Genomic DNA, 13,852 nt, shown 5'->3' with positions numbered 1-13,852 from the left:
AGGTGGTTTGCGCCCTCGATCCGCCCCGTCGGCCCGCCCCTCTGCTCCCCTCTCTCCCCCCGCTCCGCCCGGCCCCGTGTGCGACCCTGTCGGGCGTGCGATTTCTCAAGCGTCTGCATCCCCTGGACTGGCTCGCCGCCGGGCTGCTCGCCTGCGGCCTGGTGTGTGTGGCCACGGGACTGTTGCCGACCGCGCCCGCCGGGGACGCGATGGCGCGGATCGGCCCGCTGCTGGTGTTCCTGGCGACGGTCATCGTGATGGCCGAACTGACCGGCCGCGCCGAGGTGTTCGACGCGGTGGCGTCCTGGGTGGCGCGGACCGGGCGGGGCAGCTATCCGCGGCTGTTCGGGCTGTGTGTGCTCTTCGCGTCGGTCACCACCATCGCGCTGAACCTGGACACCACGGCGGTGCTGCTGACGCCGGTGATGCTGGCGCTGGCCGGGCGGGTGGGCATCGCGCCGGTGCCGCTGGCGATGACGACGGTCTGGCTCGCCAACACCGCGAGCCTGCTGCTGCCGGTGTCGAACCTGACGAACCTGCTGGCGTCCAACCGCGTCGGGCTCTCCCCCGTCGAGATGGCCGCCACGATGGGCCTGTCCCAACTGGCCGCGATCGCCGTGACGATGGCGTGCCTGTGGGGCTTCTACTGGCGGCGCGGACGGCGGGGCTCCGACCGGTACGTACCGCCGGAGCGGCGGGCGCCGGCCGATCCGGTGCTGTTCCGGGTGTGTGCGCTGGCCTGTGCCGGTTTCCTGCTGGCGATCCTGCTGGCGGACGTGCCGCTGTGGTCGGCGTCGCTGACCACGATGCTGATCGTGGTGGTCGCGTTCGCGGTGCGGCGCCCCGCCGAGCTGCGGTTGTCGCTGGTGCCGTGGCGGCTGCTGGTGCTGGTGCCGGGGATGTTCCTGGTCGTCGAGACGGTCGACGCGCACGGACTGCACACGCTGCTGACGGCGGCGATCGGGCCGGACGGCGGCCTCGGCGGCATGCTCCGCTCGGCGGGCGTGGGCGCGGGCCTGTCCAACGTCCTCAACAACCTCCCGGTCTACATGGCGGGCGAGGCGGCGGTGCCGGTCGACAACCACCACCAGCTGCTGGCGCTGCTCATCGGCACGAACGTCGGCCCGCTGGTCACGCCGTGGGCCTCGCTGGCGACGCTGCTGTGGTTCGAGCGCTGCCGCGGCCAGGGCACGGTCATCCCGCTGCGGCGCTTCATGGGGACGGGGTTCGTCCTGGCCGTGACGGCGACGCTGGCGGCGACGGCGGCCCTGGCGGTGGGGTGAACGGCCGGAGCCCCGCTCAGGCCGCCCGGGTGCGGGCGACCACGTCGAGCAGGTACGCCAGGGTGTCGCCGCGGGCGGCGACGAAGCTGCGGTCGGTGTCCGGGCCGGCCGAGCCCACCGTGAAGGGGCCGCCGGCCAGGGTGCGGAACTCCACGCCCGTCTCGGTGGCCAGCAGGGCGCCGGCGGGGAAGTCGATGCCCTCCGCGCGGTAGCCGACGAACCCGTCGATCGCACCGCGCGCCAGCATGCTCCAGCCCAGCAGCGGCGCCCACAGCTGGAGCACCCGCCGGGTGCAGCGCTCCAGCTGGCCCCGCAGCCCCGCGGCCACCCGGTCGGCCCGGCCCACCGCGTGGCCCTGGGTCCAGGCCACCACCGGCCCGCTGCGCGGCACCGCGCCGGACGGGCCCGGCAGGCGGTCGGGCCCGCAGGAGGCACCCTGGCCGCTGACCGCCCGCCAGGTGGAGCCGGTGACCGGTTCATGCACCACGCCGACGACCGGCGCACCGTCCACGCACAGCCCGATGCCGACGGCGTACGCGGTCAGGCCGATCGCGACGTTGTTGCTGCCGTCGAGCGGATCCACCAACCAGGTGCGGCGGCCGACGGCGTCCAGGAGCCCGGCCTCCTCGGACAGGATCCGGTCGTGCGGGAAGTGCGTCTGGAGGCGGTCCAGGATGAGCTTCTCCGCGGCCAGGTCGAGGTCGGTGACGAGGTCGCCCTCGGCATCCTTGACGCCCACCGTCCGCGCCGCGCCGAAGCGGCCGCGCAGCAGGACCCCCGCCTCCTCCGCCGCGGCGACGGCCACCCGTGTCTCGCTGGCGTACGGTGCGGCGTCCCGGTCACTCGCGCTGCTCGGCATGGATCCTCCTGAGTGCTGTGCGGACGGTCCGCTCGGTGTGTTCCGCGCTGCACAGCCGGCGCACCGTACGGTGGCCGCGGCCGTGCAGGGGGCCCAGGGAGAGGTCGGTGTGGCCGGGCAGCGACCGGCCGAGCACCAGGGTGGCGGCGGGCCGGCCGCGGGGGACGACGGTGGCGTGGAACTCCCCGGCCGGCAGGCTGTAGGTCTCGCCGCTGCCGCTGGAGGCGGCGGGGCCCGGCGCGCAGTGCACCAGGCGGGAGGTGGGCCGGAGTTCGTCGACGCCCGACGGGGAGCTGAAGACCTCGAAGATCCGGTGGGTGGGGGTGCGGGCCCCGTCCATCACGGTCACCGGGAGGTTGCCGACCCGGCCGTAGAGGACATAGCTGCGCAGTTCCCAGCTGTGGGCGTGCATGGGGTCGGCGATGGGGTCGGCGGGGACGCCGGTGCCGAAGAGGTGGACGCAGACGCCGCGGGCGCCGTCGCGGACGAGCGGCAGGCACAGGAAGCCGAGCGGGTGGTGGACCGCGCGTAACTCCCTTTTGCCGCAGGCGATGTCCTCCAGGGCGCCGGTGACGCCGGCGCGGGGTGCGCCCTGCGGGATGCCGGGCCGGAGCAGTCGGTCGAGCGTGTCGTAGTCCATGAGCCGCGCCCGAGGCGTCTCACCTCCGGTAGGGGTCCTCAGCGTGCAGGGCTTTCTCGACGATCTCCGCGACGTCGGCGTCGCTGAACACCGAGGGCAGCGGGAGGTCGACGTCGTCGAAGACCGCGCGGACCTCGTCGACGGTCGGCTCGTCGCCGAGGGAGGCGACGCCGCGCAGGTCGAGGCGGACGGCCTGTTCGCGGCTCTGGTGCAGCTCGGTGACGTAGTAGTCGTAGAGCGGTTGGTCGCGGGTCACCAGGAGGTTGACGCGGTTCGGGTCGTCCTGGGTGATGATCAGGCAGGTCTCGGAGAGGTCGAAGCGGAGGGTGGGGACGCCCGAGGAGAGGTGGACGCTGATCTCCAGGGTGTCGAGCCGCTGGCGGAACCAGCAGGCAGCCAGGACTGTGGCGTACGCCTCCTTGCGGGTGCGGTCGGCGGTCCAGGCGTCCGCCGCCTCGTCGTTGTGGCGGCGGGCGAAGGTCTGGCGGAAGCGGGCGTAGGCGGCGCAGGTCTGCTCGTCCGCCGGGTTGATGATGTCTATCTTGACGCTGAGCTGGGCGCGCTGGCGGGTGGCGGCCTCGACGCAGCGGGGCAGCGTGACGGCGCGCAGGTAGGTGCCGGTGCCGCCCTTGAAATACCAGACGTTGGTCTGGGCGCGGGCCCGTTCCAGTGCGTCGCCGACCTGGTGGCCCGTGAGGGAGCGGACCATGGCGAGGTCCTCCAGGGCGCGGCGGGTCTCCGCGGACGCCTCCTCGATGTCGGCCTTGCGGCGCAGCCGCTCCGTCATCGTGCCGACCGCGAGCGCGCCGAGCACCAGCAGCGTCGCGCCGGACGACACCTTGTCGCTGATGACGTCGCCGAGGACGTCCATCAGGCCGATCGTCAGGCCGAGCCCCACGGCGACGAGCCCGTCGAGGTTTCTGATCGCCCAGGCAACGACGAACTCCACCCGCCCCACGCGCTGTGCCACGTCGAGTCCCCCTCCTCGCTCCCTGGCATCGTAGGAGCAACGGGCGGCCGCTGGCCAGGGCTGCCGGGCGGCGACAAGATCCTCGGTCCGCCCTAGCGGGCACGGGAATTGACTGTCCGTCAAGACAGGACCGGCACCACGTCCGGTGCGGCCCGTCGGGCGGGGAGGCGTGCACGGGCTGGTCCAGGGTGCCGCGGTGGGGCTGGTCAGGGCGGCGGCCGACGCCGGGCCGGATTGGTCCAGTCCAAACTTGGTCCAGTCCATTGACTTGTTCCCGACCCCGGGGCTATCCCATATCCCACACCGCTGCGCACAACAGGCTGCGCACACAGGGGAATTGGCGGTCGACCTCCTCACCCTCGGGACAGACATGAGACGCAGGCGCTCCCTCCGTGCAGTACTCACCGCTACCGTCACCGCCGTGGCCACGGCCGGTCTGACCGCGTTGGGCGGGGGTGCCGCCCACGCGGCGACCCCGCTCCCGGCCCATGTGTTCGCTCCCTACTTCGAGTCGTGGACGGGCCAGAGCCCCGCCGCACTGTCCGCCCAGGCCGGCGTCAGGCACCTGACGATGGCGTTCGTCCAGACCGCCTCCAAGGGCTCCTGCACCGCCCTGTGGAACGGCAGCACCGACACCCCCATCTCCCCGGCGTCGTTCGGCGACGACATCAAGACCATCCAGGCGAAGGGGGGTGACGTCATCCCGTCGTTCGGCGGCTACACCGCGGACACCACCGGTACCGAGATCGCCGACAGCTGTACCGACGTCAGCCAGATCGCCGCCGCGTACGAGAAGGTGATCACGACCTACGACGTCTCGCGCCTCGACATGGACATCGAGGCCGACTCGCTGGACGACTCCGCCGCCGTCGACCGGCGGAACAAGGCCATCAAGCTCGTCCAGGACTGGGCGGCCGCCAACGGCCGTACGGTCGAGATCTCGTACACCCTGCCCACCACGACCCACGGCCTCGCCGACAACGGCGTCGCCCTGCTGCGGAACGCGGTGAGCAACGGCGCCCGGGTGGACGTCGCCAACATCATGACGTTCGACTACTACGACAACGCCACGCACGACATGGCCCAGGACACCCAGACCGCCGCCCAGGGACTGTACGACCAGCTCAAGCCGCTCTACCCGGGCAAGTCCGCGGCACAGCTGTGGGGCATGATCGGCATCATCGAGATGCCCGGCGTCGACGACTTCGGCCCGGCCGAGACCTTCTCCCTGGCCAACGCCCACCAGGTCTACGACTGGGCGGTGGCCAAGGGCATCGACACGCTGTCGTTCTGGGCACTCCAGCGGGACAACGGCAGCTGCCCCGGCGCCCCGTCCGGCGACAGCTGCTCCAGCATCCCGCAGAACACCTGGGACTTCAGCCATGTCTTCGCGCCGTTCACCGGCGGCGGCGCGGCACCGGTCAACGACTTCTCGGTGACGGCCAGCCCGGCCGCCGCCTCGGTGCCGGCGGGCGGCCGGACCACCGCCACGGTGCGGACGGCGGTCACGGCAGGCGCGGCGCAGCAGGTGGAGCTCACCGTCAGCGGGGCGCCCGCCGGGGTGACCGCGGCACTCAGCCCCACGTCCGTGGCGGCCGGCGGCTCGTCCACGCTCACCGTGTCCACGACCCCGGCGGTGGCCAACGGCACCTATCACCTCGACGTGACCGGAACCAGCCCCTCCGGCACGCACACCGCGTCCTACGCCCTGACCGTCACCGGCGGCAGCGGCAACCGGTGCACGGCCGGCCCATGGAACAGCGGCAGCGTCTACACCGGCGGCCAGCAGGTCTCCTACAAGGGGCACACCTGGAAGGCCAAGTGGTGGACGACCGGCGAGGAGCCCGGAACCACCGGCGAATGGGGTGTCTGGCAGGATCTCGGCGCCTGCTGACCGCGCGGGCCGGTACCGCATACGCGGCGCGGCCGACGCCGTCCTCCCGCTGGTCGTCGTCCGGGACGCCGCCCGCCACGGGTGGATGTGCCGCGCCCTCGCCGGCCTCACCGCGGCCCGGCCGGACGCGGTGGTGGTCGAGGTGGGGCTGCCGGGCGACGCCCTGCCCGGAGCCGGCCGGGCCGCGGCATCGCGCCGGTCACCGGGTAGCCGGGCACCCACCCGCAGCAACCGCGGCACCGGCGCCGGGCGGACACGGCCGACGGCAGGGCAGCGCTCCGGGCCGGGGAGTGTTAGAAATAGCGCATGGCCGCAGGGTCCGGCCGATATCGGCGCGCAACGGTAAGGGCACTGACCGAACGACGCCCGCAGAGTCTCGCGGGGCAGGTCTTCCTGCTGCAACTCACGGTCGGGCTGCTGCTCGTCCTGGGTGCGCTGGCGGCGCTCCTGGTGACCTCGCGCAACGACGCCGAGGCAGAGGCCCGCAGCCGCTCGATCGCCGTCGCGCAGACCTTCGCCTACTCCCCCGGCGTCCGGGCCGCGCTGCGGGCCCCGGACCCGGCGAAGATCCTGCAGCCGCTCACCGAGGAGGCCCGCAGGCACGCGGGCGTCGACTTCATCGTGGTGATGAACACCCACGGCATCCGGTACACGCACCCCAGGCCGGAGGAGATCGGCAAGCGCTTCGTCGGCACCATCGGCCCCTCGCTGGCCGGCCACGTCCACGTCGAGAGCGTGAACGGGCCGCTCGGCCACGAGGTGCAGGCCATCGTCCCGGTCACCGATCGGGGGTCGGTGGTGGGCCTGGTGTCCGCGGGGATGAAGGTGGCGAGCGTGAGCCGCGCCATCGCCGGGCACCTCCCGGTGATCTTCGGCATCAGCGGCGTGGCACTGGCCCTGGCCACGGCCGCCACGGCGGTGATCACCACCCGGCTGCGGCGGCAGACCCGCGGGCTGGGGTCCGCCGAGATGAGCCGCATGTACGAGCACCACGAGGCGGTGCTGCACGCGGTGCGGGAGGGTGTGGTCATCGTCAGTGACGACGGCCGGCTGCTGCTGGCCAACGACGAGGCCAGGCGGCTGCTGGCGCTGCCCGAGGACGCCGAGGGGCAGCAGGTCGCCCAGTTGCCCGGCCTCGCCCCGGAACTCGCCGGCCTGCTGTCCTCGGGCCGGCCCGCCGCCGACGAGATCCACCAGGCGGGCGGCCGGCTGCTGGCGGTGAACCAGCGGCGCACCGACCGGCACGCCGCCGGCATGGGGACGGTCGCCACCATCCGCGACTCCACGGAGCTGCGGCTGCTCTCCGGCCGCGCCGAGGTCGCCCACGAGCGCCTGCGGCTGCTCTACGAGGCCGGGGTGAGCGTCGGCACCACCCTCGACGTCGCCCGCACGGCGGAGGAGCTGGCCGAGGTCGCGGTCCCGCGGCTCGCCGACTTCGTCACCGTGGACCTGGCGGCGCCCGTCCTGCGCGGTGACGAGCCAGCCGGCAGCGGCGCCCAGCAGATGCGGCGCACCGCCGTGCACGGCATCCTCGACGAGCTGCCCTTCCACCCGCCCGGCACGCTGATCACGTTCCTGGACGGCACGCCCCAGGCACGCGGTATGGACACCGGCCGCTCCCAGGTGGTGTCCGACCTCTCCGCCACCCACACCTGGCAGCTGCAGGACCCGGAGCGGGCTCGCCGCGTCCTGGCGTGCGGCATCCACTCGCTGATCACCACACCGCTCAACGCCCGCGGCAACGTCCTGGGCGTCGCCAACTTCTGGCGGTCGCAGAAGCCCGAGCCCTTCGACGAAGAGGACCAGTCACTGGCCGAGGAGCTGGTCGCCCGCGCCGCGCTGAGCATCGACAACGCCCGGCGGTACACCCGGGAGCACGCGCTGGCCGTGACCCTGCAGCGCAGTCTGCTGCCGCGCACGCTGCCCGAGCAGAGCGCCATGGACGTGGCCCACCGCTATCTGCCGGCCCAGTCTGGGGTGAGCGGTGACTGGTTCGACGTCATCCCGCTGTCCGGCAGCCGGGTCGCGCTGGTCGTCGGCGATGTCGTCGGCCACGGTCTGCACGCCGCGGCCACGATGGGGCGGCTGCGCACGGCGGTGCACACCTTCTCCACCCTCGACCTGACGCCGGACGAGCTGCTGGGCCATCTCAACGACCTCGTCGACCAGATCGACCAGGAGGAGGCGGACACCTCCGACGGCACCGGCATCACCGGCGCCACCTGCCTGTACGCGATCTACGACCCGGTCTCGCGGCGCTGCGACATGGCCCGCGCCGGTCATCCGCCGCCGGCGCTGGTCCACCCCGACGGCACCGTGGAGTTCCCCGAGCTGCCGGCCTGCCCGCCCCTGGGGCTGGGCGGTGTGCCCTTCGAGACCACGGAGCTGCACCTGCCCGAGGGCACCCAGATCGTCCTCTACACCGACGGGCTGGTCGAGGAGCGCACCCGAGACCTCGACGTGGGCATGGAGCTGCTGCGCGGCGCGCTGTCCCAACCAGGCCGCTCCCCGGAGGAGAACTGCCGGGCGGTCCTGGACCGGCTGCTGCCGGACCGGCCGCGCGACGACGTGGCGCTGCTGATCGCCCGCACCCGGGTGCTCGGGCCGGACCGGGTCGCTGCCTGGGAGGTGCCGTTCGACCCGGCCGCGGTCGCGCGGATGCGCTCCAGCATCTCCGACAAGCTCACCGAGTGGGGCCTCGACGAACTCGCCTTCGCGACGGAGGTGGTGGTCAGCGAGCTGGTCACCAACGCGCTCCGCTACGGCTCGCCGCCGGTGAAGGCCCGGCTGCTGCGGGACCGCAGTCTGGTGTGCGAGGTGGCCGACGGCAGCAACACCTCGCCCCATCTGCGGTACGCCGCGACGACGGACGAGGGCGGCCGCGGCCTGTTCCTGGTGGCCCAGCTCACCGAGCGCTGGGGCACCCGCTACACCCCCCAGGGCAAGGTCATCTGGGCCGAACAGCAACTACCTCCGGAGGCCAACCCCCCTTCCACATAGGCGAGTTGATCCATCCGTAGACGAGTTCACCGCTCGTACTCGTAGGTACTCGTAGGTAGTCGTAGGTAGTCGTAGGAGAGTTGGCCGCCCTTCCGCAGACATCCCGATGACGGCCCGGCCCGTGGTGGGCCGGTCAGCGGCGCAGCAGGCGGGCGAAGAACGGAGTGCGCTCCGGGCCGGCGTACCGCAACAAGGCGCCCAGTCCGTCGTCCAACGGAAGTTGGTGCCGCGGCACCACGACCAGTCCGGCGCCCGTGCGCACCGCGGCCCGGATCACCGCGGCGGGTGCGGGGTTGCCACGGAAGACCAGCGCGCCGTACGGCCCCAGGTCCGCGTCGGGCAGGTCGTTCGGCGCCGCCCCCGCGGCCGCGTAGAGCTGCCTGACGAAGGCCAGTGGGACGTTGAGCAGCAGCGTGCCGACCTGGGACCGGCGCAACGCGGCCATGACGTGCGGCAGTCCCTCGACGGCGCCGTGCCGACTGGTCCGCCGTGCCTGGAACAGGTCCAGGCGGACCCGGTCGGTCCCGCACAGCTGCCCCCGGAACACCGTGGTGAGTTCGCGCTCCATCAACGCCCGGCCGGGCGGCGCCGGCCGTCCGTTGCCGCTGCTGGTGACGAGGCGTCTGCGCCAGCGGGCGGCGAGGCGGTCGGCCAGCGTGTCACGGGCCCAGACGATCCCGCCCAGCACGATGGTCTCGGCGTCGGTGTCGTGGGCCAGTCCGGCGATGCTGTCGGCGACCACGCAGGCACCGCCGAGCCAGTCGGCGACGGGGCCGCTCATCCGGTGGCAGGCGCTCGGCGCGACGGCGCTGCTGGGCCACGTTCCTGCCTGGAACGCGACCTCCAGTTCGTCCGCGGGGTCCGCCGGCGGGCGGGGCGGGCCGTGCACGGTCGCGGCGACGTAGCGGATGTCCGGCGCGCGCTGGACCGCCAGCGGCATCAGGTCCGGCAGCGCGGCGAACATGGCCTCGTCGTGTGCCGGCGGCTCGGGGAGCTCCTCGGTCAGGACCACCTCGCCGTGACTGGCGACGATCGCCTGACCGTGGCGGCCGGCGATCTCCCGGTCACCGCCCGCGACGGACGCCAGCGCGTCCACCGTCGCGGCATCGGCACCCTGTGCCACCAGCTCCTCGCAGACCTGCCGCCTGCGGAGTGCCAGCATCCGGTCCGGCTCCTCGGTGTCCCGTGAGGTGTCCAGATACGCCCAGGCGTACGGGCCCCCGTACGTGTACACCGCATTCAGGAAGGCCAGTTCCACGATGCCTCCACGCACTGCGATGGTCGGCCTGTCACCGTTCTTCTTCCAGTACAGCCCCAAGGCACCGGGCTCGCGCGCCGAGGCCGGAGGGGCCCGGCGGACAGGCACGTCCGCGGTCCGTTGCGGCCTGGCGTCAGGCCCGCTCGCCCGGTCCGGGACAACCGGGCCGCGGCGGCCGCGTCCAGCGCAGCGAACCCCAGACTCTGGTCGACGAAGGCGTGATAGACGCGCACCACTTCCGGATCCGGGAAACCCACCCGGCGGAGCACACCGAGGATCGCCTCGACGGCCCGGATCTCGTGCGTGCGGCCGGTGGTCCGGTGGGCGGCCAGCGGTCGTGGATTGTCGGCGGTGTCCGGCGGTGTTTCTACGGGAGGATGCGGTTGCGGCGTGAACGTGGCTTCTAGCCGAGGATGTTCACGTTCGGGTTGTTGAGGTTGTTGCGGACTGCCTCGCAGAGCAGGTTTTGCCCAAGGTTGGTGGCACCGATCATGGATCCTGGCTCGGATGACGCTCCCGAGTCTGTGCAGTTGCGGGATAGAGGCAGTTCGGCGCCGCCGCAGTGGTTGAGCGGGGTGTCGGCCGGGATGGCGGCCGACAGTCCGCCTGCAGTCCCTCTTCCGTGGACGGTGTCGGCGTTGGCGTTGGCTGCGGCGTGTTGGTTGGCGCAGCTGTTGTCGAACGACGGTGACAGGATTACACCGATCCCGCCGGCGGATGCGGGTGCGGCGGCTGCGAGTCCGGCTCCGAGTGTGGCGGCGGTGAGTCCGACGGCCGTGAGGGTTCGACGCGTGGTCATGCTCGACCAACGACGGTGCGCTGCGCAGGCGGCGCGAGTTCACCCGTATGCCCCAAGCGAGCAGAACTGCGCACGGCGGCGTGCCGGGCATCCGTTGCGGATGCGCGGGCGTTGTGGGCGCGGTCGTGGATTCGTCGGCGGTGCCCGGCGACGTTTCCGCGGGAGGACGCGGTCGCGGTGTGAGCTACTCGCGTACAGCGCCTCGCCCGGAAGGGCGGGGCTCCTCGCCTCTGTGTGCTGCGAGTTGGTGCGTTCGCGCCATGCCGCGGTGAGGCTTCGATGAACATGGACTGGCACCTTGACCACCGACCGATAGAACGTGCTTTCTACTCAAGGGGGATTCTCATGCGTAAGGCCGTGCGCCGCATAGTGGCAGCCACCGGAGTACTGATGGCAGGCGCTGCGCTGCCGCTCGTCGTCACCGCGCCTGCCCATGCCGCTCCGCAGCACTGCGTGGCCTACTTGAAAAACCATTACACCGTCGGACCGAAGGTGCGTGACGCCTGCAAGGCTGCCGGGCGCGGCGACGGGGCCAGCGGGATCAAGCTTTGTGAAAACATGTTGCACGTGATCGGCGTCAGTGCCTACCACGCCAAGGCCGGCTGCAACCTCGCGGACCACTGACAATCCTGCCCTTGGTAGCACAACCATGAAGGCCCCGCCGGTTGACGGGGCCTTTGCGATGCCGCGGGGCGCTGTGTTGCCGAGGGGGTCGGGGCAGGCGGCTTGAAGGGCGACGGTGAGTGCTGCACCGGCGGCCGGCGGGAATTGGTCGTGGAGGGTTTCGGCGGGAGGCATATGCCATAGGCATGCACCAACCCAGCATGGCGTAACCGTGCAGGTCAGACGCCCGTTCCTGAGATCACGAACGAATCAGAGGACACATCCTGCACCTCGTCGAAGGCGTCACGCAGCGCCTCCCGATAGTGACCCTGCGCGAGGCACGCGCCACGATCCAGCTCCTGCAACGGGTGGCAGCAGGGCCCGGCGACGCGGCTTTCGCGGCACGGCACCTCGCCGGCAACCTGGGCCGTCGACTGCCTGCCGCAGATTGAGGGGACGAACCGCGGGATGGCCGCCAGGTGGAGGAGGTTCGGGTGGCGGGGCGACAGGCGGCGAATGATCCTGCCGGAAAGTCGCCTTCACCAGCGGAGGTCCCCGTGAAGCACTTGACCGTTCTCGCGACAGCAGTCGCAGCCGCAGCACTGATCATCCTCGGAGCCGGCGCCGCCACCGCCGACGACGGCTACGAGGGCGATGTCGGAGTCGCTCCTCAGCTCGGAACTACCTCGCTCACCGACGGCCTCCAAAGAGTCGGCTCCTGGCTCCTCGGCGTCTGAGTTCCTCCCAACGAGCGGTTAGGAGCTGTCCGGCCGACCATACGACCACTCCGTGCGCGGGTCGTCGATGTGGGCACGGGCGGGGTGATCTGAGTGACGCCGGGTCGCGACTGACGGGAACCCCAAAAGCGTCCCTGATCCCGCCCAGGCGGCTCCCGCACAGCCCACCCGTCCCTTCGCACCTCGCCCGCCCCTGCAGCAACTCCCCTGCGTGCAGCCAGTTTTCACTGTTTTCGGATCCGGCTGACAGGGAGCTTTCCCCTGTGGCACTTTCGTGGTTCGCCATGACGGCAAGGGGGGCACTCACATGCCGAAGAACGACTATGCCAAGTCGGCCGAAGAGGCCGAGGCGGAGCTGAAGACGTACTGCGAGGCCATCTCGTTCGACCACGAGTGGATCAGCGCGCCGCAGTGGGACGCAACGATCAGGATCGCCCAGGACAAGAAGACGGGGTACACCGAGGCGTTCAAGAGCATCGACGCGGACAAAGACGAGCTGTTCAGGGCTGGCGCCCGGGACGCGCGTCAGGCCCAGCTCGATGGGGACGCCGCGCAGCTCCTTGCGACGGCGGCGAAGCACTACTCGCTGAAGACGACGGTGGCCGGCATCCTCCAGCAGCTCGCCGGCGCATACGTCGACGGCCACCGCGTATATCTGACCCTCGGTGGCCAGCCCATGGACGCCACGCGCTACGCGGATCTGCGCGACGAATGGGACGAAGCGGCCCAGCTCGCCGCAGGTGGGGTCTTCACGGGGTTCGTGAGCCACCCACCGCAGAACAAGCTGGCGGTGAACAAGGGCAATGTGGGCGACACGAAGGAAACGCGCAAGGTGCAAGGTGACCTGCTGGTGAAGATCGGCGGGGTCCGTTTCAACATGCACGTCAACATCGCCGACTAGTGTCCTGAGTCGGGGTACACAGCTGGCCCGTCACGTGGCCGCGTTGGCCAGGCGGGCGAGCATGCTGGCCTGGCCCCCGCTGCGGGTGACCCAAGCGCCGCCGGGCCCGTAGGCGGTGGTGCGGGTCGGCAGAAAACTCTGCTGGTGGCCGTCCGGGGGGATGAGCAGGGATCCGCGGAACGCGTCGTCGCAGGGGTGTCGCCGGCGTAGAGAGCGAGGTGGAGTAGGCCGCTGCTGTCGGTGCCGAGGACGAGGACGTGCCCGTCGGGTGTGGTGTCGTCGGTGCCGGTCCAGCGGATGTTCAGGCCGGCGAGTCGGATAGCGGTCCTTACCTTGGTCATCGGTTTGGTCCAGCCATTCGTAGGGTTGGGGCATCCGAGGGGTGCGAGGTGTGGCTTTTAGTGGTCTGCCGACCGTGGCTTCCTATGACTGGCCGCCTCGCACCCCGCGACGACTCGGCCGCTGATTGGGATGTGCGAACAGATCACTGTGTAAGGACCTGCCGGCGAGGTCGTCTGCGGACACGACAGGCACGAGCGCCGGAGGGGCGATGGGCCGCGTACGGGCCGGGGTGGACATCGGCAAGACGCACCACCACTGCGTGGTGATCGACGCGGAGGGCAGGCACCTCCTGTCTCGCCGGGTGGCCAACGATGAACCCGAGCTGCTCGCCCTGATCGCCGCTGTCCTTGGCCTCGGCCATGAGACGACCTGGGCCGTGGACGTCACGCACGGTGGTGCCGTCCTGCCGCTGGGGCTCCTGGCCAACCATGGCCAGCCCGTGTTCTAACTACCCGGACTGGCCGTCAACCGGGCAACAGCCGGCTACCGCGGCCAGGGAAAGACCGACGCCCGGGACGCGGCGATCATCGCCGACCAGGCCCGGATGCGCCGCGACCTGGAGCCGG

Annotated in this window: 11 protein-coding genes and 2 pseudogenes; 7 read left to right on the top strand and 6 right to left on the bottom strand. The window is 71.7% G+C overall.

Annotated features, from left to right (window positions below):
• The first annotated feature begins 95 nt into the window (after positions 1–95).
• On the top strand, positions 96–1,283 hold the full coding sequence (locus B073_RS0106405; protein ID WP_018537260.1) for an SLC13 family permease: 1,188 nt from the start codon (positions 96–98) through the stop codon (positions 1,281–1,283).
• Positions 1,284–1,299: 16 nt separating this feature from the next.
• On the opposite strand, the gene B073_RS0106400 is transcribed toward B073_RS0106405, so the two are convergent.
• The 3 genes from B073_RS0106400 to B073_RS0106390 are packed head-to-tail and all read right to left on the bottom strand — an operon-like array spanning position 1,300 to position 3,752.
• Positions 1,300–2,142 carry an inositol monophosphatase family protein gene (locus B073_RS0106400; RefSeq protein WP_018537259.1) on the bottom strand — a complete coding sequence of 281 codons (843 nt, stop codon included), beginning with the start codon at positions 2,140–2,142 and terminating at the stop codon, positions 1,300–1,302.
• Positions 2,123–2,782, bottom strand: coding sequence for a hypothetical protein (locus B073_RS0106395; RefSeq protein WP_018537258.1), 660 nt, complete (start codon positions 2,780–2,782; stop codon positions 2,123–2,125). The genes B073_RS0106400 and B073_RS0106395 overlap by 20 nt, the downstream gene beginning before the upstream one ends.
• A gap of 19 nt (positions 2,783–2,801) precedes the next feature.
• A complete protein-coding gene (locus tag B073_RS0106390; protein ID WP_234025006.1) occupies positions 2,802–3,752 on the bottom strand; it encodes a hypothetical protein in 951 nt (316 codons plus the stop codon).
• A gap of 370 nt (positions 3,753–4,122) precedes the next feature.
• Here B073_RS0106390 and B073_RS0106385 point away from each other — a divergent pair, with 370 nt between their 5' ends.
• Together B073_RS0106385 and B073_RS39270 are read left to right on the top strand one after the other, a co-directional pair.
• Entirely contained in the window at positions 4,123–5,646 is a 1,524-nt protein-coding gene (locus tag B073_RS0106385) for a glycosyl hydrolase family 18 protein (RefSeq protein WP_018537256.1), read from the top strand.
• Positions 5,647–5,952: 306 nt separating this feature from the next.
• Positions 5,953–8,646 (top strand): SpoIIE family protein phosphatase/ATP-binding protein, encoded by a 2,694-nt coding sequence (locus B073_RS39270; RefSeq protein ID WP_018537255.1) that lies wholly within the window; start codon positions 5,953–5,955, stop codon positions 8,644–8,646.
• 133 nt (positions 8,647–8,779) lie between these two features.
• On the opposite strand, the gene B073_RS0106375 is transcribed toward B073_RS39270, so the two are convergent.
• From B073_RS0106375 to B073_RS46245, 3 genes and pseudogenes are all read right to left on the bottom strand, one after another.
• Positions 8,780–9,904 carry a hypothetical protein gene (locus B073_RS0106375; RefSeq protein ID WP_018537254.1) on the bottom strand — a complete coding sequence of 375 codons (1,125 nt, stop codon included), beginning with the start codon at positions 9,902–9,904 and terminating at the stop codon, positions 8,780–8,782.
• Between the two features lie 164 nt (positions 9,905–10,068).
• A pseudogene (locus tag B073_RS47565) lies at positions 10,069–10,236 on the bottom strand (TetR/AcrR family transcriptional regulator); the annotation flags it as partial.
• Between the two features lie 71 nt (positions 10,237–10,307).
• On the bottom strand, positions 10,308–10,703 hold the full coding sequence (locus B073_RS46245; protein WP_158690095.1) for a hypothetical protein: 396 nt from the start codon (positions 10,701–10,703) through the stop codon (positions 10,308–10,310).
• A 345-nt stretch (positions 10,704–11,048) separates the two neighbouring features.
• Between B073_RS46245 and B073_RS0106360 the strand changes: the two genes are divergently transcribed.
• The 4 genes and pseudogenes from B073_RS0106360 to B073_RS47560 all read left to right on the top strand — a co-directional run.
• Positions 11,049–11,327, top strand: coding sequence for a hypothetical protein (locus tag B073_RS0106360; RefSeq protein WP_158690094.1), 279 nt, complete (start codon positions 11,049–11,051; stop codon positions 11,325–11,327).
• Positions 11,328–11,863: 536 nt separating this feature from the next.
• Entirely contained in the window at positions 11,864–12,043 is a 180-nt protein-coding gene (locus tag B073_RS0106350) for a hypothetical protein (RefSeq protein WP_018537249.1), read from the top strand.
• A 307-nt stretch (positions 12,044–12,350) separates the two neighbouring features.
• Positions 12,351–12,944, top strand: a complete 594-nt coding sequence (locus B073_RS0106345; RefSeq protein ID WP_018537248.1) for a hypothetical protein — start codon at positions 12,351–12,353, stop codon at positions 12,942–12,944.
• A 550-nt stretch (positions 12,945–13,494) separates the two neighbouring features.
• Positions 13,495–13,848 (top strand): annotated as a pseudogene (locus tag B073_RS47560) (IS110 family transposase); the annotation flags it as partial.
• Between the last annotated feature and the right edge of the window lie 4 nt (positions 13,849–13,852).

The organism is Streptomyces sp. MspMP-M5 (assembly GCF_000373585.1).
Lineage (GTDB): Bacteria > Actinomycetota > Actinomycetes > Streptomycetales > Streptomycetaceae > Streptomyces.
Note: the sequence above shows the minus strand (reverse complement) of the source record. Positions and strands in the feature narration are given on the sequence as shown.